Annotated in this window: 35 protein-coding genes and 1 tRNA gene; 22 read left to right on the forward strand and 14 right to left on the reverse strand. The window is 65.6% G+C overall.

The window, feature by feature from the left end; genetic code table 11:
* Nucleotides 1–120 precede the first annotated feature (120 nt).
* From ACZYZ9_RS24190 to ACZYZ9_RS24215, 6 genes are all read left to right on the forward strand, one after another.
* Nucleotides 121–1107 (forward strand): LLM class F420-dependent oxidoreductase, encoded by a 987-nt coding sequence (locus ACZYZ9_RS24190; protein ID WP_463828715.1) that lies wholly within the window; start codon nt 121–123, stop codon nt 1105–1107.
* 184 nt (nt 1108–1291) lie between these two features.
* Nucleotides 1292–2128, forward strand: a complete 837-nt coding sequence (locus ACZYZ9_RS24195) for an SRPBCC family protein (protein WP_463828716.1) — start codon at nt 1292–1294, stop codon at nt 2126–2128.
* Nucleotides 2125–3294, forward strand: a complete 1170-nt coding sequence (locus ACZYZ9_RS24200; RefSeq protein WP_463828717.1) for a zinc-dependent alcohol dehydrogenase — start codon at nt 2125–2127, stop codon at nt 3292–3294. Before ACZYZ9_RS24195 ends, ACZYZ9_RS24200 begins: the two co-directional genes overlap by 4 nt.
* 13 nt (nt 3295–3307) lie before the next feature.
* On the forward strand, nt 3308–3868 hold the full coding sequence (locus tag ACZYZ9_RS24205; RefSeq protein ID WP_463828718.1) for a type 1 glutamine amidotransferase domain-containing protein: 561 nt from the start codon (nt 3308–3310) through the stop codon (nt 3866–3868).
* Nucleotides 3869–3924: 56 nt separating this feature from the next.
* The gene (locus tag ACZYZ9_RS24210; RefSeq protein ID WP_463828719.1) at nt 3925–4617 is read left to right on the forward strand and encodes a HemK2/MTQ2 family protein methyltransferase; all 693 of its coding nucleotides are present in this window, start codon (nt 3925–3927) and stop codon (nt 4615–4617) included.
* Entirely contained in the window at nt 4614–4820 is a 207-nt protein-coding gene (locus tag ACZYZ9_RS24215; RefSeq protein WP_463828720.1) for a CDGSH iron-sulfur domain-containing protein, read from the forward strand. Before ACZYZ9_RS24210 ends, ACZYZ9_RS24215 begins: the two co-directional genes overlap by 4 nt.
* Here the strand turns inward: ACZYZ9_RS24215 and ACZYZ9_RS24220 are convergent.
* The 6 genes from ACZYZ9_RS24220 to ACZYZ9_RS24245 are packed head-to-tail and all read right to left on the reverse strand — an operon-like array spanning nt 4813 to nt 10379.
* The gene (locus ACZYZ9_RS24220) at nt 4813–5832 is read right to left on the reverse strand and encodes an iron-containing redox enzyme family protein (RefSeq protein WP_463828721.1); all 1020 of its coding nucleotides are present in this window, start codon (nt 5830–5832) and stop codon (nt 4813–4815) included. The genes ACZYZ9_RS24215 and ACZYZ9_RS24220 overlap by 8 nt on opposite strands.
* A 17-nt stretch (nt 5833–5849) precedes the next feature.
* Nucleotides 5850–8069 carry a SpoIIE family protein phosphatase gene (locus ACZYZ9_RS24225; protein WP_463828722.1) on the reverse strand — a complete coding sequence of 740 codons (2220 nt, stop codon included), beginning with the start codon at nt 8067–8069 and terminating at the stop codon, nt 5850–5852.
* Entirely contained in the window at nt 8066–8665 is a 600-nt protein-coding gene (locus tag ACZYZ9_RS24230; protein ID WP_463828766.1) for a SpoIIE family protein phosphatase, read from the reverse strand. Before ACZYZ9_RS24230 ends, ACZYZ9_RS24225 begins: the two co-directional genes overlap by 4 nt.
* 31 nt (nt 8666–8696) lie before the next feature.
* Complete coding sequence (locus tag ACZYZ9_RS24235; protein ID WP_463828723.1) at nt 8697–9107, reverse strand: anti-sigma regulatory factor; 411 nt, start codon at nt 9105–9107, stop codon at nt 8697–8699.
* Nucleotides 9097–9486, reverse strand: coding sequence for an STAS domain-containing protein (locus ACZYZ9_RS24240; RefSeq protein WP_463828724.1), 390 nt, complete (start codon nt 9484–9486; stop codon nt 9097–9099). Before ACZYZ9_RS24240 ends, ACZYZ9_RS24235 begins: the two co-directional genes overlap by 11 nt.
* A gap of 11 nt (nt 9487–9497) precedes the next feature.
* On the reverse strand, nt 9498–10379 hold the full coding sequence (locus tag ACZYZ9_RS24245) for an STAS domain-containing protein (RefSeq protein ID WP_463828767.1): 882 nt from the start codon (nt 10377–10379) through the stop codon (nt 9498–9500).
* A gap of 155 nt (nt 10380–10534) precedes the next feature.
* Here ACZYZ9_RS24245 and ACZYZ9_RS24250 point away from each other — a divergent pair, with 155 nt between their 5' ends.
* The 5 genes from ACZYZ9_RS24250 (at nt 10535) to ACZYZ9_RS24270 (ending at nt 13959) form a co-directional block, all read left to right on the forward strand.
* Nucleotides 10535–10903, forward strand: a complete 369-nt coding sequence (locus tag ACZYZ9_RS24250) for an STAS domain-containing protein (protein ID WP_463828725.1) — start codon at nt 10535–10537, stop codon at nt 10901–10903.
* 287 nt (nt 10904–11190) lie between these two features.
* The gene (locus ACZYZ9_RS24255; RefSeq protein WP_463828726.1) at nt 11191–11589 is read left to right on the forward strand and encodes a heme-binding protein; all 399 of its coding nucleotides are present in this window, start codon (nt 11191–11193) and stop codon (nt 11587–11589) included.
* 65 nt (nt 11590–11654) lie between these two features.
* The gene (locus tag ACZYZ9_RS24260) at nt 11655–12149 is read left to right on the forward strand and encodes a DUF6328 family protein (RefSeq protein WP_463828727.1); all 495 of its coding nucleotides are present in this window, start codon (nt 11655–11657) and stop codon (nt 12147–12149) included.
* Nucleotides 12150–12215: 66 nt separating this feature from the next.
* Nucleotides 12216–13271, forward strand: a complete 1056-nt coding sequence (locus tag ACZYZ9_RS24265; RefSeq protein ID WP_463828728.1) for a DNA topoisomerase IB — start codon at nt 12216–12218, stop codon at nt 13269–13271.
* Nucleotides 13272–13320: 49 nt separating this feature from the next.
* Nucleotides 13321–13959 (forward strand): PAS and ANTAR domain-containing protein, encoded by a 639-nt coding sequence (locus ACZYZ9_RS24270; protein WP_463828729.1) that lies wholly within the window; start codon nt 13321–13323, stop codon nt 13957–13959.
* Here the strand turns inward: ACZYZ9_RS24270 and ACZYZ9_RS24275 are convergent, their stop codons facing one another.
* The 3 genes from ACZYZ9_RS24275 to mbp1 form a co-directional block, all read right to left on the reverse strand.
* Entirely contained in the window at nt 13960–14940 is a 981-nt protein-coding gene (locus tag ACZYZ9_RS24275; protein WP_463828730.1) for a helix-turn-helix transcriptional regulator, read from the reverse strand. It lies immediately after the preceding gene.
* 6 nt (nt 14941–14946) lie between these two features.
* On the reverse strand, nt 14947–16143 hold the full coding sequence (locus ACZYZ9_RS24280; protein WP_463828731.1) for a glycosyltransferase: 1197 nt from the start codon (nt 16141–16143) through the stop codon (nt 14947–14949).
* Nucleotides 16144–16332: 189 nt separating this feature from the next.
* Nucleotides 16333–16563, reverse strand: a complete 231-nt coding sequence (gene mbp1, locus ACZYZ9_RS24285; protein WP_463828732.1) for a microaggregate-binding protein 1 — start codon at nt 16561–16563, stop codon at nt 16333–16335.
* A gap of 185 nt (nt 16564–16748) precedes the next feature.
* Between mbp1 and ACZYZ9_RS24290 the strand changes: the two genes are divergently transcribed.
* On the forward strand, nt 16749–17006 hold the full coding sequence (locus ACZYZ9_RS24290) for a DUF7218 family protein (protein ID WP_463828733.1): 258 nt from the start codon (nt 16749–16751) through the stop codon (nt 17004–17006).
* A gap of 7 nt (nt 17007–17013) precedes the next feature.
* Here ACZYZ9_RS24290 and ACZYZ9_RS24295 read toward each other — a convergent pair whose 3' ends face one another.
* Both ACZYZ9_RS24295 and ACZYZ9_RS24300 read right to left on the reverse strand, forming a co-directional pair.
* Nucleotides 17014–17157, reverse strand: a complete 144-nt coding sequence (locus ACZYZ9_RS24295) for a hypothetical protein (protein ID WP_463828734.1) — start codon at nt 17155–17157, stop codon at nt 17014–17016.
* Between the two features lie 29 nt (nt 17158–17186).
* Entirely contained in the window at nt 17187–17726 is a 540-nt protein-coding gene (locus ACZYZ9_RS24300) for a hypothetical protein (RefSeq protein WP_463828735.1), read from the reverse strand.
* An 86-nt stretch (nt 17727–17812) separates the two neighbouring features.
* Between ACZYZ9_RS24300 and ACZYZ9_RS24305 the strand changes: the two genes are divergently transcribed.
* Genes ACZYZ9_RS24305 through ACZYZ9_RS24325 form a run of 5 tightly spaced genes read left to right on the forward strand, consistent with a single transcriptional unit; the run spans nt 17813 to nt 21624 of the window.
* Nucleotides 17813–18541 (forward strand): glycosyltransferase family 2 protein, encoded by a 729-nt coding sequence (locus ACZYZ9_RS24305; protein WP_463828736.1) that lies wholly within the window; start codon nt 17813–17815, stop codon nt 18539–18541.
* Nucleotides 18538–19485: an acyl-CoA dehydrogenase family protein gene (locus ACZYZ9_RS24310; RefSeq protein ID WP_463828737.1), complete on the forward strand. Its 948-nt coding sequence runs from the start codon at nt 18538–18540 to the stop codon at nt 19483–19485. The genes ACZYZ9_RS24305 and ACZYZ9_RS24310 overlap by 4 nt, the downstream gene beginning before the upstream one ends.
* On the forward strand, nt 19482–20234 hold the full coding sequence (locus ACZYZ9_RS24315) for a PIG-L deacetylase family protein (protein WP_463828738.1): 753 nt from the start codon (nt 19482–19484) through the stop codon (nt 20232–20234). The genes ACZYZ9_RS24310 and ACZYZ9_RS24315 overlap by 4 nt, the downstream gene beginning before the upstream one ends.
* On the forward strand, nt 20231–20860 hold the full coding sequence (locus ACZYZ9_RS24320) for an SAM-dependent methyltransferase (RefSeq protein ID WP_463828739.1): 630 nt from the start codon (nt 20231–20233) through the stop codon (nt 20858–20860). The genes ACZYZ9_RS24315 and ACZYZ9_RS24320 overlap by 4 nt, the downstream gene beginning before the upstream one ends.
* Nucleotides 20861–20862: 2 nt before the next feature.
* Entirely contained in the window at nt 20863–21624 is a 762-nt protein-coding gene (locus tag ACZYZ9_RS24325) for an endonuclease/exonuclease/phosphatase family protein (protein WP_463828740.1), read from the forward strand.
* Between the two features lies 1 nt (nt 21625).
* On the opposite strand, the gene ACZYZ9_RS24330 is transcribed toward ACZYZ9_RS24325, so the two are convergent.
* Both ACZYZ9_RS24330 and ACZYZ9_RS24335 read right to left on the reverse strand, forming a co-directional pair.
* Nucleotides 21626–21796: a hypothetical protein gene (locus ACZYZ9_RS24330; protein WP_463828741.1), complete on the reverse strand. Its 171-nt coding sequence runs from the start codon at nt 21794–21796 to the stop codon at nt 21626–21628.
* Nucleotides 21797–21829: 33 nt separating this feature from the next.
* Nucleotides 21830–22369 carry a cysteine hydrolase family protein gene (locus ACZYZ9_RS24335; RefSeq protein ID WP_463828742.1) on the reverse strand — a complete coding sequence of 180 codons (540 nt, stop codon included), beginning with the start codon at nt 22367–22369 and terminating at the stop codon, nt 21830–21832.
* Nucleotides 22370–22559: 190 nt separating this feature from the next.
* On the opposite strand from ACZYZ9_RS24335, the gene ACZYZ9_RS24340 reads away from it, so the two are divergent.
* The 5 genes from ACZYZ9_RS24340 to ACZYZ9_RS24360 all read left to right on the forward strand — a co-directional run bounded on the left by ACZYZ9_RS24340 (nt 22560) and on the right by ACZYZ9_RS24360 (nt 25361).
* Nucleotides 22560–22838, forward strand: coding sequence for a WGxxGxxG family protein (locus ACZYZ9_RS24340; RefSeq protein ID WP_463828743.1), 279 nt, complete (start codon nt 22560–22562; stop codon nt 22836–22838).
* 158 nt (nt 22839–22996) lie between these two features.
* Nucleotides 22997–23290 carry a hypothetical protein gene (locus ACZYZ9_RS24345; protein WP_463828744.1) on the forward strand — a complete coding sequence of 98 codons (294 nt, stop codon included), beginning with the start codon at nt 22997–22999 and terminating at the stop codon, nt 23288–23290.
* 135 nt (nt 23291–23425) lie between these two features.
* The gene (locus ACZYZ9_RS24350; protein ID WP_463828745.1) at nt 23426–23725 is read left to right on the forward strand and encodes a DUF4193 domain-containing protein; all 300 of its coding nucleotides are present in this window, start codon (nt 23426–23428) and stop codon (nt 23723–23725) included.
* Nucleotides 23726–23750: 25 nt separating this feature from the next.
* Nucleotides 23751–25133 carry a cytochrome P450 gene (locus ACZYZ9_RS24355; RefSeq protein WP_463828768.1) on the forward strand — a complete coding sequence of 461 codons (1383 nt, stop codon included), beginning with the start codon at nt 23751–23753 and terminating at the stop codon, nt 25131–25133.
* A gap of 72 nt (nt 25134–25205) precedes the next feature.
* The gene (locus tag ACZYZ9_RS24360; RefSeq protein WP_463828746.1) at nt 25206–25361 is read left to right on the forward strand and encodes a hypothetical protein; all 156 of its coding nucleotides are present in this window, start codon (nt 25206–25208) and stop codon (nt 25359–25361) included.
* Between the two features lie 65 nt (nt 25362–25426).
* On the opposite strand, the gene ACZYZ9_RS24365 is transcribed toward ACZYZ9_RS24360, so the two are convergent.
* Nucleotides 25427–25500: transfer RNA gene (locus tag ACZYZ9_RS24365), tRNA-Pro, on the reverse strand.
* Nucleotides 25501–25520: the final 20 nt, after the last annotated feature.

A 25520-nucleotide genomic window follows, 5' to 3' on the forward strand; every position in this document is an offset into this window, starting at 1 on the left:
CCAACTGGACCGACTGGACCCACTGGGCCGACAACCACCCACCACCCCACCCCGACGACGACCCACCACCCTTCTGACCGGCACCGTTTGCACTCGGTGGGCCGGGGTACCCGCTTAGGTATGGCACGGTTCGGCTATACCTTGATGACAGAGCAATGCGGTCCGAAAGAGCTTGTGCGCGATGCCGTTTCGGCCGAACAGCGTGGGTTCGACTTCGAAGTATGCAGCGACCATTTCTCACCGTGGCTTGCTACCCAGGGCCATGCTCCCAATGCGTGGGCGGTGCTCGGCGCCGTGGCACACGCGACGGAAAACGTAGATCTCTACTCGTACGTGACCTGCCCGACGATGCGGTATCACCCGGCGATCGTCGCGCAACAAGCCGCCACCGTTCAGATCCTCGCCGACGGGCGGTTCACCCTCGGTCTGGGCAGCGGTGAAAACCTCAACGAGCATGTGGTCGGCAAAGGTTGGCCGACCGTCGAGCGACGGCAGGACATGCTGCGCGAAGCCATCAAGATCATCCGCGAATTGTTCAGCGGAGACTTGGTCGACTGGAAGGGTGACTACTTCCAAGTGGATTCGGCGCGATTGTGGGATGTGCCCGACGTGCTGCCCGGCATCGCGGTAGCGCTCGCGGGTGCCAGGGGCGTCGACAAGCTGGGCAAACTCGCCGACCACCTGGTGGCGGTGCAGCCCGACAGCGAACTGGTCGACGCGTGGCATGTGGCGCGGCAGAGCGGCGGGTGGCCCGGGGCCGGGCGGGTGATCGGCCAGATCCCGATCTGCTGGGATCCCGATCGCGACACCGCCATCAAGCGCGCACACGACCAGTTCCGGTGGTTTGCCGGCGGCTGGGCCGTCAACGCCGACCTGCCGACACCCGCGGGTTTCGCCGGCGCGACGCAATTCGTCCGGCCCGAAGATGTCGCCGAGAGCATTCCGTGCGGCCCGGACCTGGACGCCATCGTCGAAGCAGTCAAGCCGTTCTGGGAAGGCGGTTTCAGCGACGTCGCGCTCATCCAAATCGGCGGCGACACACAGCAGCAATTCCTCGAGGAAGCCGCCGAACCACTGCTGGAGTCGTTGCGCGCAGCCTCGACCTAGGCAGGTTTGGCTGGCCAGAGCCCGGGTATGGCTGCCGTAACACGAGCGGGTCGGATCCGCTACCGGGTCTGAACGAGGGGTGTTGGTAATGAATGAGTCCGCTAGCAGGACCGTGGCATTGGTGAAAGGCCTTGGCGTAGCCAGTTTTGGGCTTGGTTTGTCGGAGATATTGGCACCAAGCAGAGTGGCGGACCTCGCCGGTGTCGACGAGACACCGCGGGCTCGGAAGATCATGCAGGCGCTGGGTGTTCGCGAATGTGGCCACGGCGCAGCGCTTTTGCTGGGTTCCGAAAAGCTGGTGTGGACGCGGGTGGCCGGCGACGTACTTGACGTCGCAGTGCTGGCTGCCGGCGTAGCCCGGCGTGGGCCCGGTCGCCGCACCAGGGGCAGCATCGCCCTCGCCGCCCTCACGGTGATCGGCGGCCTCGATCTGTACGCCGCTCTGAGTACCACCGGCGGTCAAAGCCCGCGCCATGCGGGCGGACAACATCATGAATCGCTGCGCGCCGCTGTTACCGTACTGCGTTCTCCCGACGAGGTTTACAACTTTTGGCGGGACTTGGAAAACCTGCCCAGCTTCATGCATCACCTGCAGTCGGTCACCATCGACGCCGACGGCCGCTCCCACTGGGTCGCGAACGCTCCGGTGGGGCAACCCATTCGATGGGACGCGCGGATCGTCGACGACGTGCCCGGCAAGCGGATATCGTGGCAGTCGTTGCCCGGCTCGGGAATTGACAACAGCGGCTGTGTCGACTTCACCCCCGACGGCTCCGGCAAGGGCACCGAAGTCCGGGTCACCATCGGCTATCAACTGCCGGGTGGCGGTCTGGCCAAGGCGGCGGCCGCGCTACTCGGTGAGTCACCGCAACAGCAGGTCAACGACGATCTCCGTCGATTCAAACAGATCATCGAAACGGGCCAGGTGACGCGCTCGGACGGATCGCCCGGCGGGACGGTCTCCTTCCAGCAGATGCACCAGCAGAACGCCCAACCCGCCAACCAAGGAAGTCAAGCATGAAAGCAACAGTGTGGGCCGGGCGTAATAGCGTTGAGGTGCAAACGGTTCCGGACCCGAAGATCCTCAACGACCGCGATGCCATCATTAGGGTGACCTCGACCGCCATCTGCGGGTCGGACCTGCACCTCTACGATGGATACATCCCCACCGTCAAGCGCGGCGACGTGCTCGGACACGAATTCATGGGCGAAGTCGTCGAAATCGGAAAGAATGTCGGCAACCTCACGGTCGGTGACCGGGTGGTGGTCCCCTTTCCGATCGCATGCGGGGCATGTTCGGCGTGCAGCCGCGACCTGTACTCGCTATGCGAGAACTCCAATCCCAATGCTGGGATGGCAGAGAAGTTGCTGGGGCATTCGCCCGCAGGTATCTTCGGCTACTCCCACATGATGGGCGGGTTCGCCGGTGGGCAGGCCGAATACGTGCGGGTGCCGTTCGCCGATGTCGGCCCGTTGAAGGTCGAGGACGATCTGACCGACGATCAGGTGCTCTTCCTCTCCGACATCCTGCCGACCGGGTACATGGGCGCCGAGATGTGCGACATCCAGCCGGGTGATGTGGTGGCCGTATGGGGCGCCGGCCCGGTGGGTTTATTCGCCATGGTCAGCGCCCTGTTGCTGGGTGCTTCCAAAGTCATTGCCATAGACCAGGTCCCGTACCGGCTTGAACTGGCGCAGAAATTGGGAGCCACGACGCTCAACTTCGCTGAGACGTCGGTACTCGATGAGCTACAGGACATGACGGCCGGCCGCGGACCGGACCACTGCATCGACGCCGTCGGGTCGGAGGCCCGCAACGGATCGACTCTGGTCGACGCCTATGACCGGGTGAAACAGGCCGCACGGCTGGAAACCGAACGGCCACACGCACTTCGAGAGGCGGCCATGAGTTGCCGCAACGGTGGAACGATCTCGATCGTCGGCGTCTACGGCGGGTTGATCGACAAGTTCCCCATCGGCGCGGTCATGAACCGATCGTTGACCATCAAGGCGGGTCAGTGCCACGTGCACAGGTATATGCGACCGTTGCTGGAACGCATCCGCAAGGGCGATATCGACCCGACCGTCATCATCAGTCACCACCTGCAACTCGACCAGGCGTCGCATGGTTACGAGATCTTCAAGCACAAGCAGGACAGCTGCACCAAGGTGATCCTCAACCCGTAAAGGAGTGGAAACCATGTCAAATGAATTGGACGGCAAGCGGATCGCGTTTCTGGCCGCCGACGGGGTGGAGAAGGTCGAATTCGAGCAACCCCGCCAGGCGCTGCAGGAGGCCGGAGCCCAGACTTACCTGTTGTCGCTGGAAGACGGTGAAATCGAGGCCCGCAACCACGATCTGGAGCCGGCGGGCACAATCAAGGTCGACCGCAAGGTTTCGGACGCATCGGTCGACGAGTACGACGGACTCATTCTGCCCGGCGGCACGGTCAATCCTGACAAGTTACGCGCCAACAAAGATGCCGTCACCTTCGTGCGGGACTTCGTCGACTCCGGGAAGCCCGTCGCCGCCATCTGTCACGGGCCCTGGACGCTGGTGGAAGCCGGCGTGGTTGCCGGCCGCCGGATGACGTCGTATGGCAGCATCCGCACCGATCTGCGCAACGCGGGTGCCCGGGTGGTCGACGAAGAGGTGGTGGAGGACAAAAACATCATCACCAGTCGCTCACCGAAGGACCTCGACGCGTTCTGCAAAGCCGTCATCAAGCAGCTTGCCCAGGCTCCGGCGCGCGCCCGATAGCACCGGGCATTGGCAAAGCAGGTTTAACACGATCGTCTGCGGGCATTAATCTGGCCATGACAGCCACGTTGCCAGCTTCGGATTCGACTCCGATTGCCGAACGGGTTTACCAGCCGCAGCACGACTCGCACCTGCTCGTGGACACCATGCGGTGGACGGGTCTGATCCGGGGCCGTCGGGTGCTGGACCTGTGTACCGGATCGGGTTACGTCGCGATCTCGGCGGCACAGATGGGTTGTGCCAGCATCACCGCCTTCGACATCTGTCCGCAGGCCGTGCGCTATTCACGCAGCAACGCTTCCTGCGTCGGAGCCGATGTCGATGTGCGCCAAGGCTCGTGGGTCGACGCGTTGGATTGCGCTCCGTTCGACGTGGTGGTCTCCAATCCGCCGTATGTGCCCGCCCCTCCGCTCGACGACACCGACCGTATCCCCGCAGCAGCCGGTCCGTCGTGGGCGTGGAACGCCGGCCCCGACGGTCGGCAAGTACTGGACCCGCTGTGCGAAACGGCGTCAAAGTTGTTGTGCAACGGCGGATCTCTGCTCCTGGTGCACTCGGCGCTGGCCGGTGTGCAGCAGTCGATCGACCAGCTGCGTGCCACCGGGTTGGACGCCGACGTCGTTGCCAGTCAACTCATTCCGTTTGGACCGGTGCTGACGGCACGAGCAGAATGGCTCGAGGAACTGGGGCTCATCCGCCCGGGCCATCGGGAGGAAGAAATCGTGGTCATTCGAGCAGACAAGCCATGAGCACCACGCGAGTGCAGGTCATTCCCAACGGTCCGGTACTGGTCTCCGGTCCGGTGCGAATCGAGATGCCCGACGGCAATGTCGTGGAATCGGACCGCTTCATGGTCGCGATCTGCACCTGTCGGCGCAGCCAGGACTATCCGCTGTGCGATACCAGCCATCGCAGATGCCGGTCGACCAAAGTCAAGAACCTGACTAGCTGAGCGGCCGCCGCAGCGACGATTCCCCCCGCTGCCAGGACGCCATGATGACATCTGCCAGGCGGTTCTCCACGGCCGCATTGGCGCGGATGCCGAACACGACATCGCAGTCCAACTGCGGTTCGCGGGAAACGAGATCTCCCACCACGTCGAGGCGCACCACGTGCTCGTGCACGGCGTCCGCCTCCACGTGCTCACGGTAGAACTCGACGCACGCCGCGGGCGCCTGCATGCGGTGCAGGGCGTCGACCATCCGTCGTGACCCCGGCGGCGACGTGATTTCGGTCGCCGCGAAATGACCGACCGCCGCACCCCGCAGCCTGCGGTGCAACCCGAACATCGACATCAGGTTCACCACCGCCAACGCCTCCGCGGGCACCGAATCCAGATAACCCAGGTACGTCGAATCCAGGTCTGCCGCCTCCAGTAGGTCAGCGAACAGCTGCTGGTGCATCTGGGCACCCCGGCCGGCTCCGTACTCGTCGAACTCCACCGCGACGAAGGCTGCCTTGGCGGTACCAGTGAGCCGGGGAATGGCGAAGGCGTGCGGGTCGCCCTCCTTGAGGTGGTACAGCGATCGGTGGACGAAGTACTCCCGCATCTGCTCCCAGGTGCCGCTGTCCCGCAGGTAGTAGGACAGACCCGTGCCGTTCTTGGGTTCGATTGCCAGGGCGTCCATCTCGGCGGCTGCCGTGTCGGTGGGCCCGATGGGTCCCACGTCGCGGCGCACGCCGGCCAGAAAGACCCGCTCCAATTCGGCCCGGAAACCCAGCAGAGCGGGATTCCACTCCCAACCCGGGTCCACCGACGCGAAACCGCGGTAGTGCAGCTCGTAGCAGAGGTACAGCGCCAGCTGCAGGTCAAGGCCGTACGGGTCGGAGTCACCTACCGCAGCACTGATCCGGCCGGACTGCTCGCGCGCGGCCGGCGCCGTCAACGCGCGGCACACCGCCGTCGACAGGGGACCGTGTGCCGCGGGCAGGACAGGCTCCACGGCTACCGACACATGAGTCACAACGATCTTTTACCCCGCTATCGGTCAGGCAAACGGAAGACGGCCTCGATCGTAGTGCCGTCGACGCCGTGGTCGACTTCCATCGACTCGCTCATCGCCCGCATCAGCGGCAGGCCACGCCCGCCAGTGCGCGGATTCGCCGCCGGGGGTTTCCAACGACCGGTGTCGACGATCCGCGCCCGGATCTCGCCGTGGTCGGCACGCATCTCGACCAGCATTTTCATGGCGGGTTCCCCGGCATAGGCATGCTCGACGCAGTTGGTGCAGGCCTCTCCGACCACCAGCACGATGTCGCCCGCCAGCTCCTCCGGGACCTCGGCGGCCCGCAACCACGAACGCAGCCGCCGTCGCACCGCCGCCAGCTGAGCTGCGGTGGCATCGGTTTCGATGCGCAGCGGCGCCAGTTGGTGCCGGTAGACCACCATCGCGACGTCATCGTCGTAGCCGGCCTGCGGCGCCAGCTTGTCCAGCACCGTTTCGGCCACCGCGTCGACCGGCAACTGAGCCGCGTCGGTCAGCACTTCGGCGACCCGGGCCAGGCCATCGTCGATCGACTCGTGCCGGCGCTCCACCAAGCCGTCGGTGAACAACATCAGCGTCGATCCCGGCGGCAGCACCTCGGCGGCCTGCGGACGACTTGTGTTGCGGCGCACGGCAAGTGGCACCGAACCGGCATTGGTCAGCAGCGTCGTCTCCGAATCCGACCCCGGTCGGGGCTTGACCAGCACGGCGGGCATGTGGCCGGCATTGCTGTACTCCAGCACCCCGGACTCGGTGTCTAAGATCGCCAGGAACACCGTCGTGCAGTAGGCGTCCGGAATCAGCGACGCCGCCGCGTCGAGCTGCTCGAGCAGCACGGCCGGCTTGGCCCCGGTGAGCAACAAGGCCCGCGACGAGCTGCGCAGCTGACCCATGATCGCGGCCGCCGGCAACCCGCGGCCCACGCAGTCACCGACGACGATCCCGATGCGCCGGTCGTCGATCGCGATCACGTCGTACCAGTCGCCGCTGATTTCCAGCGGTTCGACCGCCGGTTCATACCGCACCGCGAAGCCCGGCGGCGGCTGCATCGGCGGCAGCATGGCCCGCTGCAGCGTCAGCGACGTCACCCGCGCATTCTCGAACTGGCGGACATGCTGAATGGCCAGACTGAGATGGCCGATCAGAACGGTCACCAGCAACCGGTCCTCCCCGCTGACCCAGCGCGGCGTACGAAGCTCCAACCACAGCGCGACATCCCCGGTGCCGGACAGCATGACGACCAACCCGCGGGCCTTGCCCGGCGCGTCCGGCCACTCGACCGTCTTGGCCGTCAGCGGCAACTGGTGACGGGCATCCAGGAAAGTCTGCCGCAGGACCGGATCCATTGTGCGCCAGCTCGATTCAGCGGGTTCGCCGGCGACCTCGACGGTCGGCTCGCCATCGCCGCTGGGCCACAACACCGCCACCACGCGCTGCACGTCGACGGCGGTGCGGCACTCTTCGAGGGTCACCTGCAGCACCTCGGCCACACTCTTGGCCACGGCCACCGAGGTGGCCAGTCGCAGCACCGCACCCTCGCGCGCGGCGAATGCGCGCTGGGCGGTGACGTCACGCACCGTGCCGACGTAGACGTCGCCCTCGTCGTCGGGGCTGCGGACTGCGTTGATGCTCACTGCCACCCACAAGAGATGGCCGCTCGGGTGGCGGACCGGAATCTCGTACTGGGCGCTGCCTTCGCTGCGTAGCCGCCGCTGGTGCCGGTAGACGCCCTCCTGATCGACCAGCCAGGGCTGCGGCCACGGGTAGGGCAGGCCTTCGGCGCCGTAGCCGAGAATATCGGCGAACGCGTTGTTCACTTCGATCACCGCACCATCCTGGTCGGCGACGAAGAACCCCTCCTGTAGTGAGTTCACCAGCGCGGTGCGGAATTTGTCACGATCCGCCAGATCCTCTGCCCGGGCCCGCTCGGCCGCGAATTTCTTTGTGCCGTCCAGGAATCCGCGGGTTGCGACGTCCAGCGGCGCCAGTGTCTGCAGCAGGAATTCCAGGGCGGGGGCGCGCTCGGCGGCAGCGGTCCTGGACAGGTCGTTGAGCATTTGGAAGGTGTGCTCGATGATGTCGAGCATGCTGATTCGTTCCTGCAGCGCCCGGCGTCCGAGTTCGTAACCCCGTGCCAGGACGTCCTCGTCGCGGGCATCCAGGTAACTGCTCAGCGCGGACCGGTACTGGGTGTGGAAGTCGTCCGAACTGCTCATGTCGGAATGCCCCGGTGCCGCGCGGCAAGAACCATCGCGTCGTCACTTTCCTTGGCGTGCTTGGTGAGTATCTGCTCGGCGATGTCTTTGGCCGACGCGGCGAAGTCGATGTGGTCGAGGTGATCTTCGGTGATCCCGTCACTGCTGACGACCAGGAGATCCCCGGTGCGGATCGGAACCGTTTGTGCGGGACGGGTTTCCGGTATCCGGTAGCCGACGATGCCGCCGGCCAGTCGGGCGCTGGACCGGATCTGGGCGCCGCTGATGCTTTTGGCGACCAAGTGGGCGCTGACGTTGCCGATGCCGGTCCAGGTGAGTTTCGACGCCTGGAAATCGATCGTCGCCAGGGTTATCGCGGCACCCCTGGTGCCCTCCAGCACCCGGTGGCACAGCTGGATGAGCACCTCGAGGCGTTCGCTACGAGCCCCGTCGAGTGCCTCGATCGCGGTGAGCGCGGCGCTGGCGGCCTCCGGGCCATGACCGAGGCCGTCCAGCACACCGAAGAGTGCGTGGTCGTTGTCGATATCGACGGCGATCGACTGATCGCCGCAGACGTGCTCGCCCGGCCGTGCCCGACTTGCCGTCGCCCACTCGATCGGACCGAACCGGCCCGCGGACCGGACCTGCTCAGGCACGGGCCGGGACCCATTTCCACATCTCGATGACCGTGCCCCGACCGAGCGCGGACTCCACGATCAACCGATCCATCAGCCGCCGCGCACCGGGCAGGCCCATACCCAGCCCGCGCCCGGTGGTGTAACCGTCCTCCATGGCGCGGTCGATGTCGGCGATGCCGGGTCCGTCGTCCTCGGCGCGCACCACCAGCGCCCTGCGGCCCTCCCGGTCGGCGACCGCGACCCGCACCTCGCCGCGGCCGGCGTAGCTGGTGATATTGCGCGCGATCTCGGAGATCGCGGTGGAGATCATCGTGACGTCGGTCAACGAGAAGCCGAGGTCGAGGGCAAGCTGATGCCCGGCTTTGCGGGCGGCGACGATGTCGTCCGAGGTGTTGATGGCGACCACAATCTCACCCGCCACCGTCGCGCCCGATCGTCGACTTATTCAGTCCCAGTTTCTTGTGCAGCACCGCGATGCCTTCTTCCAGGTCGAGCGCGGTGCTCATGTCGTCGAAGGCCAGGCCGAGTTGCACCATGGCGAAGGCGACCTCGGGCTGCAGACCCACGATCACGGTGGTCGCCCCACGCAGCCGGGTCATGTGCGCGATCGTCCGCAGCGAGCGGGCGGCGAACGAATCCATCACGTCGATGGCGGTGACGTCGACAACGATGCCCTGCGCGCGAAACCGGCTGACCCGCTCCATCAGATCTTCGCGCAGGCGCTCGGTGTCCGAGTCGGTCAACGCGGCCTGCACCGTCGCGATCAGAATCGCGCCCTGTTTCAGAATCGGAACTGGCATGCGGAGCTTGGCTACTCGCCGGTGCGGGTGACTTCGTAGCCGAGTAGCCGCTCGGCTTCCTCGATCCCACCCTGCAGGTCGCCGACGGCATTCATCTTGGACAGGTCCAGGCCGATCGTCACCAGCGTCAGGGCGATCTCCGAGGACAGCCCGGTGATGATCACGCTGGCACCCATCAGCCCGGACGCGTCGACCGTCTGCACCAGATGGTTGGCCACGGTGGAGTCGATGGTGGGCACACCGGTGATGTCGATGACGACCACCTTGGCCCGGTTGGCGCGAATCGCCCGCAGCAACTGCTCGGTGACCTGCCGGGCGCGTTGACTGTCCAACACGCCGATGATCGGCAGAATCAGCAGCTGTTCGCGCACCTGCAGCACCGGCGTGGACAGTTCGCGGATGGCCTCCTGCTGCTGGCGGATGATGCGTTCGCGCTCCTGGACGAAGCTGACGCCCACGGTGTTGGCGATCCGGTTGGCGGCGGGCTCATAGGCGTCCAGCACCTGGTTCAGCATGTCGAACTCGGCCTGATACTTCTCGAACAGCGAGCGCGCCAGCACGTCGCGCAACAGCAGCACGATGCCGAGGACTTCGTCGGTTTCCACGCCCCGCGGAATGATCCGCTCAGACAGGTCGCGCGCGTAGTCCTGCAGCGCCTCGACGCTGCCGGTCTCCAGCACCTCGACGTAGTTGTCGTAGACGGCGGTCGCTTCGGAGAAGATCTCCTCCGGCGTCATCGCCGTGAGCAGTTCGGCTTCGGTGATTCTGCGGGCCCACTCTTCGCGCAGCGCGGTCCGGTTCCGTCTCAGGTGCTGGACCAGCTGCGGCAGCAAGCCTTCGCTGGAGACGCCGGCGGCGGCATTGCTGGTGAAATCCGTCGTCGAATCAGACATCGTCGAATCAGACATCGTTGCCTCCAAGGCCTGCCGGGCGCGGGTGCTATGGGGAGACTAGCTTGAGGTGCAGGGTTGAGGATGTTGAGGTCTTCTTCTTCTCGCCATTACCGCAGCAGGTTAGGCTTGCACCACACCCGGACGAAGGATCGCCATTGTCAGCTCCTGATTCGATCACCGCCACGGTCTCTGACCACGACGGAGTAGTCGTGCTCAGCATCGGCGGCGAAATCGACCTGGTCACGGCGCCCGCCCTCGACGAAGCAATCGACGGCGTGTTGGTCGACCGACCGGCCGCGTTGATCATCGACCTGTCCGCGGTGGAATTCCTGGGCTCGGTGGGCTTGAAAATCCTGGCGGCCACCTACGAGAAACTCGGTGACGTTGCGGAGTTCGGCGTGGTGGCCCGGGGTCCGGCGACCCGGCGACCGATTCATCTGACCGGTCTGGACAAGACATTTCCGCTGTACCCGTCTCTCGACGACGCCCTGACCGGCGCGCGGGACGGCAAGCTCAACCGCTGACCCGGGCGGATCCGAGATAACGGTTGCGTCACGAATTCAGGTCACGATTCGTTAAGAAACTCGCCGAGTTTTTGAGAATTCTTAGCGTTTGCGTGCACGTTTACTCGTTCGTTTAGCTAATAGGGCAACACGAGTTGCTCGTGTCACATATTTCCCCGAGCCCGGATGGTTTGGTTTGTTCGGCAGCCGCGAACAACAAACGATCGCGATTTTGCTTCCGCTACTTTGGATTTCAGGGACTCGGGAGCCCTGGCGATCAGTTCGCTAATTCGGAGGAACACATCATTATGAGATTCAGCAGTATCGTCGCGTCACGACGAGTGGCCGGTGTCAGCGCCGGTTGTCTGCTCGGGGGAGTCGTTATCGGAATCGTCGGCGCGCCATCGGCCGCGGCGGCACCCGACTGCAGCCCGGAAGGCGTCAACGCCACCGTCTCGTCCGTCACCGGCGCAGCGCAGCAGTACCTCGCCGGTCACCCGGGCGCCAACCGGGTGGTAATGGACGCCTACGGTCAGCCGCGGGGTGAGGCGGCCGCCAACATTCGCGGTTACTTCACCGCGCATCCCAACGAGTACCACGACCTGCGTGGGATTCTGGCGCCGATCGGCGACACCGAACGGCAGTGCAATGTGACGGCGTTGCCGTCGAACCTGGAGTCGGCCTACCACGAGTTCATGGCCGGCTGATTCAACCGCACTGAACCGAACGACCCGCCACCACCCGGTGGCGGGTCGTTCGGCATGATCACGCCATGGATGTCGATCATCCGGAACGGGACCAGAACTGGGATCGCCGCGAACGTGGGGAAACCGAAGTCGAGCGGCTCGACCGCAACTGGAACAGCCTGCTGCAAGAGCTGCGAGTGGTGCAGACCGGTGTGCAACTGCTCACCGGGTTCCTGTTGACGCTGCCGTTCCAAACCCGGTTCGACGTGCTGAACCACGACATGCGGGTGGTGTACCTGGTGACCGTCGGGTGCTCAGTGGGTGCGACGATCATGCTGATCACACCGGTCGGCCTGCACCGCCTGCTGTTCCGGCGGCACCGGACCGCTGTCCTGGTTTCCGCGGCGCACCGCTGTGCGTTCTGGGGGCTGTGCCTGTTGGGGCTGGCGCTGACGGGGATGACGGTGATCATCTTCAGTGCGGTCGCCGGCAACATTGCCGGCATCACCGCGGGGAGCTGTGCACTGGCGTTGCTGGGTGTCGCCTGGCTGCTGGTGCCGCTGGTGCTGCGCAAGGTGTAAGTGCTGGCCGCGCGGGTAATTCAGGCTGCAGCCGACCGCGAGTCGGGGACATGCGGAGGACCCACCATGCGGCTGCGCCGCAGTGTGTTGAGCAAGCCGGGAATCACCCGCAAGCGCCGCGGTAAGGGCTTCGCCTTCTACGGCCCGGACGGTGACCTGCTGACGGATGACAAGACGGTGCAGCGGATCAAGGACCTGGTCATCCCGCCGGCCTGGAAGAAGGTATGGATCTCGCCGTATCCCAACGGTCACATCCAGGCTGTCGGGACCGACGCGGCCGGCCGCCGGCAATACCTGTATCACGAGCTCTGGCAACAGGAACGCGCCGAGGAGAAGTTCGACCGGGTGTTGGAGCTGTCCACCAAGTTGCCGGCCTGGCGCGAGCAGATCGCACGCGACCTGGACAGTCGCGGACTGAATCGGGAACGGGTGCTGGCGTTGGGTCTGCACCTGCTGGACCTCGGCTACTTCCGGGCCGGCGGTGAGCAGTACGCCGAGGAGAACGAGTCCTACGGGCTGGCGACGCTGTTGTGTGAGCACGTGACGGTAAGTAAGGACGCGGTGGCGTTCGACTACCCCGCCAAGAGCGGTGTGCAACGTCAGTACGAGGTCAAGAACGCCGAAGTGGTCCGGGCGGTACGCGCGCTATTACGCAGGACCGACTGCAGCGGTCGATTCCTGGTGTGCCGCAACGGTTCCAACTGGGTCGAGGTGAAGGCTGACGACATCAACACGCGGTTCAAGGAGCTGGTCGGCAGCGAGTACAGCGTGAAGGACCTGCGCACCTGGCACGGCACGGTGCTGGCCGCCGCGGCGTTCGCCGACGCCGACCCCGCGGTATCGGAACGGCAGGCCAAGAAGATCGAAGCCGCCGTCATGCGGGAGGTCGCTGCGGAGTTGGGCAACACCCCGGCGGTCGCGCGCGGCTCCTACGTCGATCCGCGGGTGGTCCGCGGTTACCGGCAGGGAGCGACCATCGAGAAGGCGGTGCAGCGGGCCGCACGGGCCCGTCGTGCTGGCGCCGGTCAACTCATTCTGGAAGAGGCCACCCACAAGCTGATCCGGCGAGTCGCCCGAAGTGACAATGCATCTGGGACTGCGAGGCTGGCCAAAACGGCCTGAGTCGTGCAAAAGGGGTCCGTGCGTACCGGGGCCGAATAATATGAGGCGGGTGTGCGCAGATTCGCGGCGAAAGAAGGGCCGCCGGTGGCCCGCGGTGGGTAGATTCCGCTACCTGACCCGTGAGGACCGTTGGGAGTGGTCCGAAGAGGTCGCACGGATGCATGGTTACGAACCCGGTACCGTCACGCCGAACACCCAATTGCTGCTCAAGCACAAACATCCCGACGACAAACCCACCGTGCCGGAGCTCATCGAGCAGGTGCGCCGGCACGGTGCCGCGTTCAGCAGCAGACACCGGATCATCGACACCCGGGGCGAGACCCACGTTGTCGTAGTGGTGGGAGACCGATTCTCCGGGCCCGACGGCCGATTGCTTGGAATCGGCGGCTTTTACATCGACATCACCGACCAGTTCGACGCCGACCTGCAAAAGCATCTCAGCGAGGCGCTGCTGGCCGTCGATTCCCGCCGCGCCGTCATCAACCAGGCCATGGGAATCCTGATGCTGCGCTACGGCGTCAACTCCGATTCGGCCTTCGACATACTGGTCAGACTGTCCCAGGAATCCAACGTCAAACTGCGCAATATCGCCGAGCGGGTGGTCGCTGAGATCACCACGCAGGACGACGAAGACGACGCTGCCTATCGGGTCGACCGGCTCTTGCGAACTCCGCGCGACGGGCACTGATCACTGCTGCAGGGTGGTGTGCGGGCTCTGCCCGTAGCTGGCACGATAGATCGAGGCGAATCGGCCGGTGTGGCTGAAGCCCCAGCGTTGCGCGATCTCGGCGACGGTGGTGGTGGACCGGTCGCCGGCGCTGAGGTCTTGATGGGCACGCTGCAACCGGGTGCGCCGCAGATACTCGGTCGGCGTCGTGCCCAGGTGTTGCCGGAACAGGTACTGCACCGCCCGCGGCGTCATGCGCAGCGCGTCGGCAATGTCGTTGACGCCGATACCATCTCCGCAGTGGCGGTGAACGAACGAGACCGCGACCTTCAGGCTGGGCGGCAGGGTCGGGTTGCTCAGCAGTTCGCGGTCGGCGTGCAGATTGGATGGGAAGCACTCGAGCAGCGCAGCACCGAGCAGGCGCGCTGCCGCCGCAACGATCAACGGCTGACTGGTCGTCTCCGCGCGTCCGAAGCTGGCGATGACGTAATCGAGTGCCTGACTCCAGGAATGGGCAACAGCGTCGGTGCGCGGACGGCAGTCCAGGAACTGGAATCGCTGCGCCAGCGGCCCACCTCGCTCGGCCGCAACGTGACTCAACAGCTGCAGATTCATGCTGACGACGTGAAAGCGTGCGGTGTTGGCCTGCAGCACGCAGGGCAGACCGTCGGCGGCGAGCACTGCCATTTCCAGCCGAGCGCCCGGGTCGCCTGCCACGGTCAGCGAACCCGCGCGCGGCTGAATGGCCACGACAGAGTCGGTGGGTCGGATCTCACACCCCACCCGACCTTCCACCAGCAACTCGTCCACCGTGACGCAATCGGCTTCGAAACGCCGATGGGTGATCGAGGTGCCGCGCGCCAGACTGCTGATCCGCCACCCCGGCTGGTACGCCTCGGCGAAGAACTGAGTCGCGGTCTCGGACGTGGTGGTACGGAATTGCCGGTATCGAATTGCGTTGCTGGAGTAGTAATTCCCGTTTCTTGCGGGTAGCACAGGCATCTGTTCCTATGCCACGGTGTGGAACTTGACGCGGCCTGCCGGGTCTCGTGGCACCCCCAGGTGTCGCGACAGGGTCTGGTGATAGATGCTCAGTGCATCCATCGCGACCCGATTCCAGCTGAACCGCGACACCGCCCGGGAGCGGCCGGCCGAACCCATGCTGTCCCGCTGAAAGCTCTGGTGCTCAAGAGCGCGCAGGGCTGACGCTAATTCGCGAGAATCATCGGGGGACACCAGTAGTCCGGTGACCCCGTTGATCACCACATCGTTCAGAGCGTCCACGGCGGCACCGACTACTACCACTCCGCTGGCCATGGCTTGCAACGCCGTCGTCGCCTGCGGCGCCCGTCGGGGTGTGCACGCAACCACGTGGGCGGACCGCATGAGAGCCGGAACATCTTCGGGGACAACGTGTCCGACGAAGTGCACCCGGTCGCGGACACCGAGTCTGGCGGCGAGTTCCCGCAGCGCTGCCGTCGGTCTGTCTGTTGCGTCCAGGGGGTTCGTCTGCGCAATCACCAACTCCGCGGCGGGAAGTTTGACCAGTGCGCGAACGGACTTGTCGAATCCGTTGCAGGGCATGCTGTTCGGTGCCAGCTGCAGAATGCGAAACGAGCCGTCGTCGACCACCCTCGGTCCGGGCGGCGTGTGGAGATCGACGTCGATTCCGGTGGACAGGACCGAAAGCTGCGCGCGGCGGCGGCGTAACCGGGTCAAGGTGTCTACCTCGGCAGTGCTGCCGCCGGTCACCCACGCGGCATTGCGGACCAGCAGCGGTTCGATCCGGGCGCGTTCCGCGTCGGCCGCGGTGCCGTCCGGCGCCGCGAGACCGTAGAAACTCTGCACGACGGGCAACCGGTCCGGTCGGGCGGCCAGTTGTGCCGCCAACCCGCCCAGCCACCCGAAGGCGTGCACGATGTCGGGCGGGTCCGCCGCCCACTGCCGGGTCAGCATCGCAGACCACTGACCGATCCACGGCAAAACCTCCACCGGCGGCACCGAATCGTACGGGCCGACCTCAGCAGAGGCTTGGCGATAAGTTGGTTTGACGGGTGTCGCGATCAATTCGTCTCGACGGCGGCGATGTGCCTGCACGGTCACTCCCTGTTCCGCGAGCGCGGCGCAGAACGATGCCTCGTCGGCGACCCCATATTGTTCGTAATCAGAAAACGCGTCATCCCCGCTGACGACGGCAACTCTCACTGACAGTTCATTTCTCGAGACTCCTTCGTCTGTACTACGAGAAGTCGGAGATATCCCTTTCGATGGTTTGGGCAAACGGCGACGGCCCAGCGGTTCGCTTTTCGGATAGATGCGCAGGCTGATCGGGGCATGCAGGAGCGCCGGCGGCGGGCTGTACCTGTACCTACCGCCGGCGCACCTGACCAGGAACTACTGGTTGGACTTCTGGCGCTCCTCGGCTGCCTCAGCTCCGCCCCGCGCGGATTCGGCTTCGGCTTCCTTCTTCGCCGCGTCCCGCTGGGCGTCGGCCTTGTCCTGCTGCGCCTCACCCTCGTTGGCCAGGTCCTCTTTGCCGGTCACGTTTCCGATGACTTCTTTGGCCTTGCCCTTGATGCCTTCGGCAACGCCTTTGGCGCCTTCTTCGGGTCCGCTGTCGCCCATCGATTCATTCCTTTCGTATGTGGTGCCAGTCCATTTCGGCCAGTCGAGTCCCGTGTTCCCGGTGGCGACCCGGCCAAACCAGCGGCCGTCGGTGAATCTCGGTGAATCACCGGCGCGGTTAGATTGCGCCGTAACGGGGCAACCTAGCTGCGGTTTTCCGAGCACCGGGCAGGAGGGTGACAAGTATGCCGAACTCGTCGATCAAGAACGAGAAACTCTACAAAGACTTGCGCAAACAGGGTGATTCGAAAGAGAAGGCGGCACGGATCTCCAATGCGGCTGCCGGTCAAGGCAAGTCCAAAGTCAGCCGCAAGGGCGGCAAGTCGGGATCCTACGACGACTGGACGGTGCCGGAGTTGAAGAAGCGGGCCAAAGAGCTTGGCATATCCAAATATTCAGGTCTGACCAAGGACAAGCTGGTCGCGAAGCTGCGCAACCACTGACCGGCGATCAATCCGGCGGTTCCTGCTTAGCGCTGTCCGGCGGCTCCGGTTCAGCCGCGCGCCTTTCTTCCGCGGTCTCGCCCGTCACATTTTCCTCGAGGTCGTCGACCACGTTAGCCAGGTCTTCGTCCCGGTCAGGGTGTGAGTCCATGGGTTAGGAGATACCCAGCAGCGCACATTTCACGCGCGCACACCGAGTCGATCGACCAGCACGAGGAACGCGACTGCGAAGTCGTTGTCGGCCGTCTCGGCCTCGACCAGGGCCCAGTCGATCTTCTCCCGCACTGCTCGCGCCGCCGGAATGAGATGGCCGAAGTCACAGTAATGCTCGGTCAGAGCGCGTAACCGCTGGATGAACACCACCGTCGGTGGCAGCACGGGCAACGAAAGTCCCAGCACCACACGGTCTTCGGCCGGATCCAGGTCAGCAGGCTCCACCCGAGCGCCGTTGACCCGGTGCAGCACATCGACCACCGCGTCACCGTTGTGTGCCTTGAACAGCCAGTCCTCCGGTGGCCGCTCGATGGTGAGGCCCGTCTTCTCCAGCGCCGAGACAGCAGCGGGCACATCGCACTCGGCGACTACGAAGTCGACGTCGTGGGTAGGTTCGGGCGCACCGTAGGCCCACAGCGCATAGCCGCCCGCCAAGGCGAAGGGCGGGCCGTGTTCCTTGAGCGCGGACGCGGCGACTCGGAGTGCCTCGCGCAATTGAGTGGTCATCGCGGTAATCACATACCCGGTGCGCCGTCGTTGGCAACCTGACCAGCGCCGTTTAAGCAGTGGGCAAACCGGAAATTCATCTCGCTATGTCAACCGCAGCGCCGCGTCCATATCACCACGCTGCGGTCGTGATTCCCGCCCACAACGAGAGCGCGAGTCTGCCGGCCTGCTTGCGCGCGGTCCTGACCGCGGCATTGTGTGCCCCCATACCGGTTACCGTGGTCGTCGTGTTGGACGCCAGTGAGGACGACAGTGCCGAGCTGGCCGGGCGGTACGGCGCCGACGTGCATTTCGTTCGGGTGGAGGCGCGCAATGTCGGTGCTGCGCGGGCAGCGGGATTCGACTTCGTCCGTACCCAGTTCGGATCCGACGCCGACTGCTGGTATGCGACCACCGACGCCGACAGCACCGTGGAACCGAATTGGCTGGTGCGCCAACTCGATTGCGGCGCCGATATGTATCTCGGCCTGGTGCGGGTGGCTGACTGGCGCCGGCACGGTGTCGAAGTCGCGCGCCGGTATCTGCGGGCCTACAACCAGCGCATCAACGGTGAGCACGATCACGTGCACGGCGCGAATATGGGATTCGATTCCCGGGCGTACTGGGACGTCGGTGGGTTTCGCGCGCTGTCGTCCGGTGAGGACGTCGAACTCGTCGGGCGTTTTGAGGCCGCCGGATACCGGATACGCCGCGACGCTGCGCAGTCGGTGATCACGTCAGCGCGCACCAAGGGCCGCGCACCGCGCGGTTTCGCACACCACTTGCGCACCTTGGCCGGTGCCGGCAAGAAGTCGATGGCAGGGGACCGCTCATGACCGCGGGACTGGTCCAGCACTGGCTGGAATCCGGACTGCTCGAGATGCCGTTGCCCGCCTCGGGACACACGGCCGAACGCTGGCAGCGCCTGGCCAAGCTGGCCGAGGAGGACATCCCGGCCGCCCGCATCGCGGAGGCGCACGTCGACGCGGTCGCAATCCTGGACGAGCTGGGCGGCAAACCACCTGAGCCGCGCCAATTGTGGGGCGTGTGGGCGGCGGAGGCTTCCGACGCCGTGCTGGCCGCGACCGGCATCGCCGGTGACGAATATCTGCTCAATGGCACCAAGGTGTGGTGCTCGGGGGCTGGTTTCTGCACCAATGCGCTGGTCACCGCCCGGCTGCCGGAAGGCGGCCGCGGGTTGTTCGCGGTGACCCTGACCGATACCGGGGTCAAACCGTTGCCCAGCACCTGGTGGAACCCCGGAATGGCCGGCAGCGACACCCGGTCGGTGCAGTTCAACAACGTGCACGCGATCCTGGTCGGCAGCCCGGGTCAGTATCTGACCCGGCCCGGCTTCTGGCACGGGGCGATCGGGGTTGCCGCGTGCTGGTTGGGGGGTGCCCGCCGGGTCGCCGACCCGCTGTACCGCTGCGCCGGCAGCGAGTCGGCCGACGCGTATGCGCTGGCGCACCTGGGGGCGGTCGACGCCGCGCTGGCGGCCGGGGACGCGATGCTGGCGGGCACGGCAGCCCAGATCGACGCGGATCCGTTCGACCGTTCGGGCACAGCGCAATTACTGGCCCGGCGGGTCCGCGCCGTCGTGGAACACGCGGCCGACGAGGCGATCACCCGCACCGGACGCGCACTGGGACCCGGTCCGCTGTGCCAGGACGGGCGGCATGCGCAGCGGGTCGCCGACCTGAGCATCTACATCCGGCAGAGCCATGCCGAGCGTGACCTGGCGGAGATCGGGCGATTGGTCGGGCGGCCCGGCCGTTGAGGACCGTGAGCAACGGACACCGGTTCGCTGCGACTCCGCTGGCCAGCGGTGGGACGTCCGCACAGCAGTGGCTGGCCGCCGACCGGCCGCCACCCCTGGATCTGAGTCCGTGCACGCGACTGGTCGTCGTCGGAGCTCATCCGGACGACGAGACGCTGGGGATGGGCGCCACCATCGCACAGCTCGTCGCGTCGCGGGTGGCGGTCGAAGTGGTCTCGGTCAGCGACGGCGGTGCCGCGCAGCCGCACGCGCCTGCTGCGGAGCGGACCCGTCTCGAAAACCTGCGTCGAAGCGAATTGCGCAGTGCAGCAATGGTATTAGGCGTTGCCGCACCGATATCGCTGGGGTTGCCCGACGGCAGATTGGGCGAGTGTGAGGAGCGAATCGCCGATCTGCTCACCGACATCCTCACTGGGTCCGCGCCCGGTACCTGGTGTGCGGCGACTTGGCGGGGCGACGGGCATCCCGATCACGAGGCGGTGGGTCGCGCGGCCGTGACCGCGTGCGCGCGCAACGGGGTACAGCTGTTGGAGTATCCGGTGTGGATGTGGCACTGGGCCACTCCGGGTGATACCGACGTGCCCTGGGGCAGCGCCCACACGCTGCCGTCGGACCGTCGGGCAATGCAGCGCAAACAACAAGCCGCGCACTGCTTTCGCAGTCAGTTCGAACCGCACGGCCCCCACGCGGTGCTGCCTCCCGTGGTGCTGGATCGGCTGATGGCGGTGGGGGAGTTGGTCTTTCGATGACCGCGCGACTGCCCGACGCGTACTTCGACCGCATGTATGCGAGCGCCGACGATCCTTGGCAGCTGTCGTCACGGTGGTACGAACAACGCAAATACGCGATCACCCTGGCATTGCTGCCAATTCGCCGGTACAGACACGCGTTTGAGCCGGGCTGTTCGATCGGAACGTTGACCACGTTGCTCGCGTCGCGCTGCGCCCACGTCACCGCGACGGACGTGGCCGAGGCCGCAATCCGCGCCGCCGACGCACGGCTTGTCGACCATGGCTGCCGGGACCGGGTGACACTGTCCCGCGGGTCGCTGGACGAGCCGTGGCCCAAGGGGCCGTTCGACCTGCTGGTGCTCAGCGAAGTCGCCTACTACCTCACCGCCGACACGCTGGCTGCCGTGCTGCGCCGGGAATGCCCTCGCCTGCAACCTGGCGCAACCGTGCTCGCCGCCCACTGGCGGCATCCCGTGGCTGACTACCCGCTCACCGGCGACCAGGCACACGACATCCTGCACGCCACCCCGGGGCTCAAATCACTGGGCGGTTACCGCGACGACGACGTCGTCATCGAGGTATTCGACACCGGCGACGGACGGTCGGTGGCGGCACGAGAAGATGTACCCGGAGCAGGGGAATAGCCGTGCGGGTGGCGACATTCAACATCCTGCACGGTCGCACCGTGGGCGATGGGGTCGACCTGCAGCGGCTGCAGGACTGCGTGCGGCGACTCGATCCTGACGTGCTTGCGTTACAGGAAGTCGACGTCGACCAGCCCAGATCCGGCCGGGCCGATCTGACAGCGGCAGCGGCCGAAGCGATGGCCGCGGTCGAGCACCGCTTTGTCGCAGCCATCTCCGGCACGCCCGGGGCAACGTGGATGGCGGCCACCGGACAGGAACAACCCGGCACCGCCGCTTACGGGATCGCGCTGCTCTCCCGGTTCCCGGCGTCGAGTTGGCAGGTGGTGCGGCTACCCCGAATTCCGATGCGCCTACCCGTCTACCTCCCGGGAGCCCGAAAAGTGGTGGTTGTCGACGAGGAACCACGGGCGGCGGTCATCGCGCGGTTGCAGACGCCACTGGGACCGATGACGGTGGCCAATACCCACCTGTCCTTCGTGCCGGGCTGGAACAGGTACCAGTTGCGGCGGCTGGTTCGCGCGCTGCGAGGTTCGCCCGGGCCGCGCCTGCTGCTGGGCGACCTCAATGCGACGCCGGCAGCCGTGCACCGCTGGACGGGCATGCGGCCGTTGGCAACTGCGCTGACGTTCCCCGCGACCGACCCCGTCCGCCAGCTCGACCACATCCTCACCGACGATCGAAAACTTGTCGGTGCTGCCGGGGCAGCGGATCTGATGACCATCTCCGACCACCGGCCGCTAATGGTCGATCTACAGCGGTAGCTCAGCCGTCGTTGCTGCGCGCCTCCGCGCCGGTTTCCCCGGCGTCGAAGTCGTCGTCGGCCCCGGTGCGCCCTACGTAGTCGCCGTCCTCTTCGCGCCCAGCGCGTGACTCGGCGACACTGTCGTCGGAGTCCGCGTCGGACTCGGCGTTCTGCGGCTTGTGTTCGGTCATGAACTGTCCCTTCGGTTTTGCAAGCTGGGCACGTCAGCCCAGGCAGTCGGCAACGGCCAGCAATTCGGCACTCATATTGCGTTCCATCATCTTCAGTGCGGCGGACCCGAGTCCCTCGTCGATGTGAGCCACCGCATCGGGCGGCACGACGACGTCGTAGTGGCGGACATAGCCGTCCAATGCGCTGTAGAGGATGCACTGTTCGGTCACCTGGCCGGTCAGCACGATGCGCTTGGATTCCAACCGGTGCAGCAGATAGTCCACCGATGTGGCGTAGAAGACGCTGTGCCGCACCTTGACCAGAAAATTGCTGCCGGATGCCGGAACCAACGGCTTGACCAGATCCGGTCGCTTGCCCGCCAGCGCCTTGCTGATGATGGCGTCGTGGTCTGCGGTGAAGTCGCCCTGATTGTCGTTGACGTAGATCAGGTCGACGTCGTCGCGGTCGTTCGCCTCGTTGATGAGCCCGGTCAGGGGATCGATGACGGCAGCGACGTTTTCGGCCAACTGCTCGGCATCCGGATGGTCGTAGTCACTGAACATGTCGATGACAAGCACTGCGGTGTCGCTCACCGTCGCAGGCTACCCGCGGATCTGCATTGCACACCTGTTGAAATCTTCTCGGCGATCCGGTTTACCTGACGCGCGGGCGGGTAGATCTCTGCCAGCGTTGCGGATACCACCGCAGGTCGCGTTGCCAGTCGAACTCAAACAGCCGGTTCGGTCTCTGGCGTCACTATTCATCCATTTCAGGAGTATCACCATGCACAAGACCCTTGCTGTCACGTCTGTCACCGGCGCCCTGCTGTTCGGCGGTGCCGGGGTCGCTTCCGCCGCCACCGAGATCGCTCCCGCGCCGTCGGCGACGACGATCACATTGGCGGACAACGACACCAACCAGCGTCAGGAGGACAACTCGGGCAAGTGGGGACTGCTCGGACTGCTCGGGCTGGGCGGCTTGGCCGGTCTGCTCCGTCGTGACCGTCGGCCGAACGCCAACACCACTGCGACGCACGTCACGGGCCCGGCAACGCGCCCCTGAGTTTCGTCAGCATGCCAGTCCGCACGTAGGGCAGCGGGAATCGCATCCCGTCCCTGCGTGCGGTTGGCGTGCCGCCCGCCACTCAGTGCGCCAAGCAACAGTATCCATAGGCTATAGTAGCTGGATACTGGTTTTCGCTTCGGCCTTGGGAGTGCAGCATGGTTCATCTCGGGTCTGACCCGCTCGGGCGCCTGGACACCACGACCGGTGGTCGGGTGATCAGCGTGCCGGGTGTGGCGGCCGCCGCGGTCTGGGTGCTGGGACTGTTGGCTGGTCTGGTGGCGCTGGCGACCGGCCACGAACTGCTGGCGGGCGTCGCCCTGGTGGCAGCCATCATGTCGCCGTGGTTCGGGATGGCCTGGGCCTCCCGCACGCAGCGGCGGAAAGCCTACGCGCGCACCACAACCGTCCCTGCGGTGGCGTCCTATGCGGGTGGTTGGCCCGCGCTCTGAGTCCGCGTCACGCAAATTTTGCGGGTGTGCAATTTCTTGTTCTCCGGTGGGTGTGAGCAGCATTCGAACGGGGTACTGCCTGAGCCAACGGGCGACCACTAGGTGCTTAGCCCGGTCACTCAGGAGGGAAGAGCTATGCCGACAGTTAGCGATTATGACGCCCGCCGGGTGACCGAGGCCGACGCCGCCGACAAGAATGCGCTCAGCGAACTGGGGTCCATGCCCAAGCTCGCGACGGCGGTCGTCGACGACGACCTCAACGATGCGTCCTTCTTCGAGTTGCCGGGCGCCGACCTGTCCGGCGAGGAGTTGTCGGTGGTGGTGATCCCCCAGCGCTCCGACGAGTTCACTTGCTCCTGCTGCTATTTGGTCCAGCATCGCAACCGGTTGCGCGTCTCCACCGGCGGACGCCAGATCTGCGCGGACTGCGCCTGACACTCAGCCGGCTCAGCCATATGGCATCGGCTATGCAGTAGCGTCACCGACCGTGGGGCTACCTTCGCCGCCCGGTCTGCCCGCACCGCGCGGGTTGCGCGGCGCGTGCGCAACCGCGTATGCCGTGATGTACCTCCTCGGCGGCGAGCGGCGGATGATGCGGTTGATCCGTCGATATGGACCGCTGATGACAATGCCGATCCTCAGCCTCGGTGACGTTGCCATCGTGTCCGATCCGGCACTTGCGAAAGAAGTCTTCACCGCCCCGACCGACGTGTTACTCGGCGGTGCGGGAGTGGGGCCCGCCGCAGCGATCTACGGATCGGGATCGATGTTCGTGCAGGAAGAACCGGAACACCTGCGGCGGCGCAAGTTGCTCACGCCGCCGCTGCACGGGTCCGCGCTGAGCGGATACGTGCCCATCATCGAAGAGGCCGCGCGGGCGGCGATGCGGGACTGGCCGGTGGACCGCCCCTTCGAGATGCTGCATGCCGCACGGAAGTTGATGCTGGACGTGATCGTCCGGGTGATCTTCGGGGTCGACGATCCCGACGAAGTCCGGCGGTTGGGACAGCCCTTCGATCGGCTGTTAAACCTTGGTGTCTCAGAGCAATTGACGGTTCGCTACGCGTTGCGAGGCCTCGGTACGTTGCGCATCTGGCCTTCGCGCGCGCGGGCCAACCGGGAGATCGACGACGTCGTCATGCCCCTGATCGCTGCGCGCCGCGCCGACCCCACGCTGGCGACTCAGCGCGACATCCTGGCTCTGTTGATGTGCGCGCGTGGCGACGACGGCCAGGTCTTGTCGGACAGCGAAATTCGCGACGATCTGATCACCCTGATGTTGGCCGGTCACGAAACCACCGCGACGACGTTGGCCTGGGTGTTCGATCTGCTGCTGCATCATCCGGACGCGCTGCGCCGGGTGCGGGCAGAGGCCTGGGCCGGTGAGGAAGCATTCACGACGGCAGTGATCGACGAGACGCTGCGAGTGCGTCCGCCGGCGCCGCTGACTGCGCGGGTCGCCGCGCAGCCGTTCGCACTGGGCGGTTACCTGGTCCCTGCCGGCACCCGCATCGTCGTACACATCGTTGCGATCAATCGGAATCCGGCCGTCTACGACCGCCCGAGCGAATTCCGGCCGGAGCGCTTCCTGGGATCGCGGCCGCAGACATATGCCTGGGTACCGTTCGGGGGCGGCGTAAAACGTTGTCTGGGTGCGGCTTTCAGCATGCGGGAGCTGATCACTGTGCTGCAGGTGCTGGTGCGCGAGGGCGAATTCGATGCGGTGGACAGCACGTCCGAGCGGATCGTACGTCGCTCCATCATGCTGGCGCCGCGACGCGGCACCAGAGTGCGATTCCGTCCGCACGCCAGCGGGTCCAGATCCTCTTGCGCTACCCCGTGATTGAACTGCGCGCAGCGGGGTATTCAACAACTTGTCAGTCAATTAGACAGCGTTCAACAGAAGGGGCGCGACGTGATTATCCTGGGGATCGTGTTGCTGGTGGTCGGTTACTTCACCGGCATCAGCATTCTTTACACAATCGGCGGCATCTTGTTGCTCGTCGGCGTGGTGTTGTGGATTCTGGGCGCGGTCGGTCGCCCCATCGGCGGTCGAAAAGTCTGGTACTAGCACCCGAATGCGGCGAAGGCCACCGACAGTGAAAACTGTCGGTGGCCTTGCTCGTCTTCAGCGAGTCGGGGTGGCGGGATTCGAACCCACGGCCTCTTCGTCCCGAACGAAGCGCGCTACCAAGCTGCGCCACACCCCGCTTGAAGCTTGGCCAGCCTA

This window comes from Mycobacterium sp. IDUB_28 (genome assembly GCF_055419285.1).

Excerpts from the sequence above, each read along its gene's own strand:
- ACZYZ9_RS24215 (WP_463828720.1), top strand. The coding sequence starts at position 4,614 with ATGAGCACCACGCGAGTGCAGGTCATTCCCAACGGTCCGGTACTGGTC.
- ACZYZ9_RS24310 (WP_463828737.1), top strand. The coding sequence starts at position 18,538 with ATGACCGCGGGACTGGTCCAGCACTGGCTGGAATCCGGACTGCTCGAG.
- ACZYZ9_RS24305 (WP_463828736.1), top strand. The coding sequence starts at position 17,813 with ATGTCAACCGCAGCGCCGCGTCCATATCACCACGCTGCGGTCGTGATT.
- ACZYZ9_RS24320 (WP_463828739.1), top strand. The coding sequence starts at position 20,231 with ATGACCGCGCGACTGCCCGACGCGTACTTCGACCGCATGTATGCGAGC.
- ACZYZ9_RS24210 (WP_463828719.1), top strand. The coding sequence starts at position 3,925 with ATGACAGCCACGTTGCCAGCTTCGGATTCGACTCCGATTGCCGAACGG.
- ACZYZ9_RS24345 (WP_463828744.1), top strand. The coding sequence starts at position 22,997 with ATGGTTCATCTCGGGTCTGACCCGCTCGGGCGCCTGGACACCACGACC.
- ACZYZ9_RS24245 (WP_463828767.1), bottom strand. The coding sequence starts at position 10,379 with ATGTCTGATTCGACGACGGATTTCACCAGCAATGCCGCCGCCGGCGTC.
- ACZYZ9_RS24225 (WP_463828722.1), bottom strand. The coding sequence starts at position 8,069 with ATGAGCAGTTCGGACGACTTCCACACCCAGTACCGGTCCGCGCTGAGC.
- ACZYZ9_RS24275 (WP_463828730.1), bottom strand. The coding sequence starts at position 14,940 with ATGCCTGTGCTACCCGCAAGAAACGGGAATTACTACTCCAGCAACGCA.
- mbp1 (WP_463828732.1), bottom strand. The coding sequence starts at position 16,563 with ATGGGCGACAGCGGACCCGAAGAAGGCGCCAAAGGCGTTGCCGAAGGC.
- ACZYZ9_RS24350 (WP_463828745.1), top strand. The coding sequence starts at position 23,426 with ATGCCGACAGTTAGCGATTATGACGCCCGCCGGGTGACCGAGGCCGAC.
- ACZYZ9_RS24290 (WP_463828733.1), top strand. The coding sequence starts at position 16,749 with ATGCCGAACTCGTCGATCAAGAACGAGAAACTCTACAAAGACTTGCGC.
- ACZYZ9_RS24300 (WP_463828735.1), bottom strand. The coding sequence starts at position 17,726 with ATGACCACTCAATTGCGCGAGGCACTCCGAGTCGCCGCGTCCGCGCTC.
- ACZYZ9_RS24330 (WP_463828741.1), bottom strand. The coding sequence starts at position 21,796 with ATGACCGAACACAAGCCGCAGAACGCCGAGTCCGACGCGGACTCCGAC.
- ACZYZ9_RS24205 (WP_463828718.1), top strand. The coding sequence starts at position 3,308 with ATGTCAAATGAATTGGACGGCAAGCGGATCGCGTTTCTGGCCGCCGAC.
- ACZYZ9_RS24265 (WP_463828728.1), top strand. The coding sequence starts at position 12,216 with ATGCGGCTGCGCCGCAGTGTGTTGAGCAAGCCGGGAATCACCCGCAAG.
- ACZYZ9_RS24295 (WP_463828734.1), bottom strand. The coding sequence starts at position 17,157 with ATGGACTCACACCCTGACCGGGACGAAGACCTGGCTAACGTGGTCGAC.
- ACZYZ9_RS24340 (WP_463828743.1), top strand. The coding sequence starts at position 22,560 with ATGCACAAGACCCTTGCTGTCACGTCTGTCACCGGCGCCCTGCTGTTC.
- ACZYZ9_RS24240 (WP_463828724.1), bottom strand. The coding sequence starts at position 9,486 with ATGCCAGTTCCGATTCTGAAACAGGGCGCGATTCTGATCGCGACGGTG.
- ACZYZ9_RS24200 (WP_463828717.1), top strand. The coding sequence starts at position 2,125 with ATGAAAGCAACAGTGTGGGCCGGGCGTAATAGCGTTGAGGTGCAAACG.
- ACZYZ9_RS24190 (WP_463828715.1), top strand. The coding sequence starts at position 121 with ATGGCACGGTTCGGCTATACCTTGATGACAGAGCAATGCGGTCCGAAA.
- ACZYZ9_RS24260 (WP_463828727.1), top strand. The coding sequence starts at position 11,655 with ATGGATGTCGATCATCCGGAACGGGACCAGAACTGGGATCGCCGCGAA.
- ACZYZ9_RS24255 (WP_463828726.1), top strand. The coding sequence starts at position 11,191 with ATGAGATTCAGCAGTATCGTCGCGTCACGACGAGTGGCCGGTGTCAGC.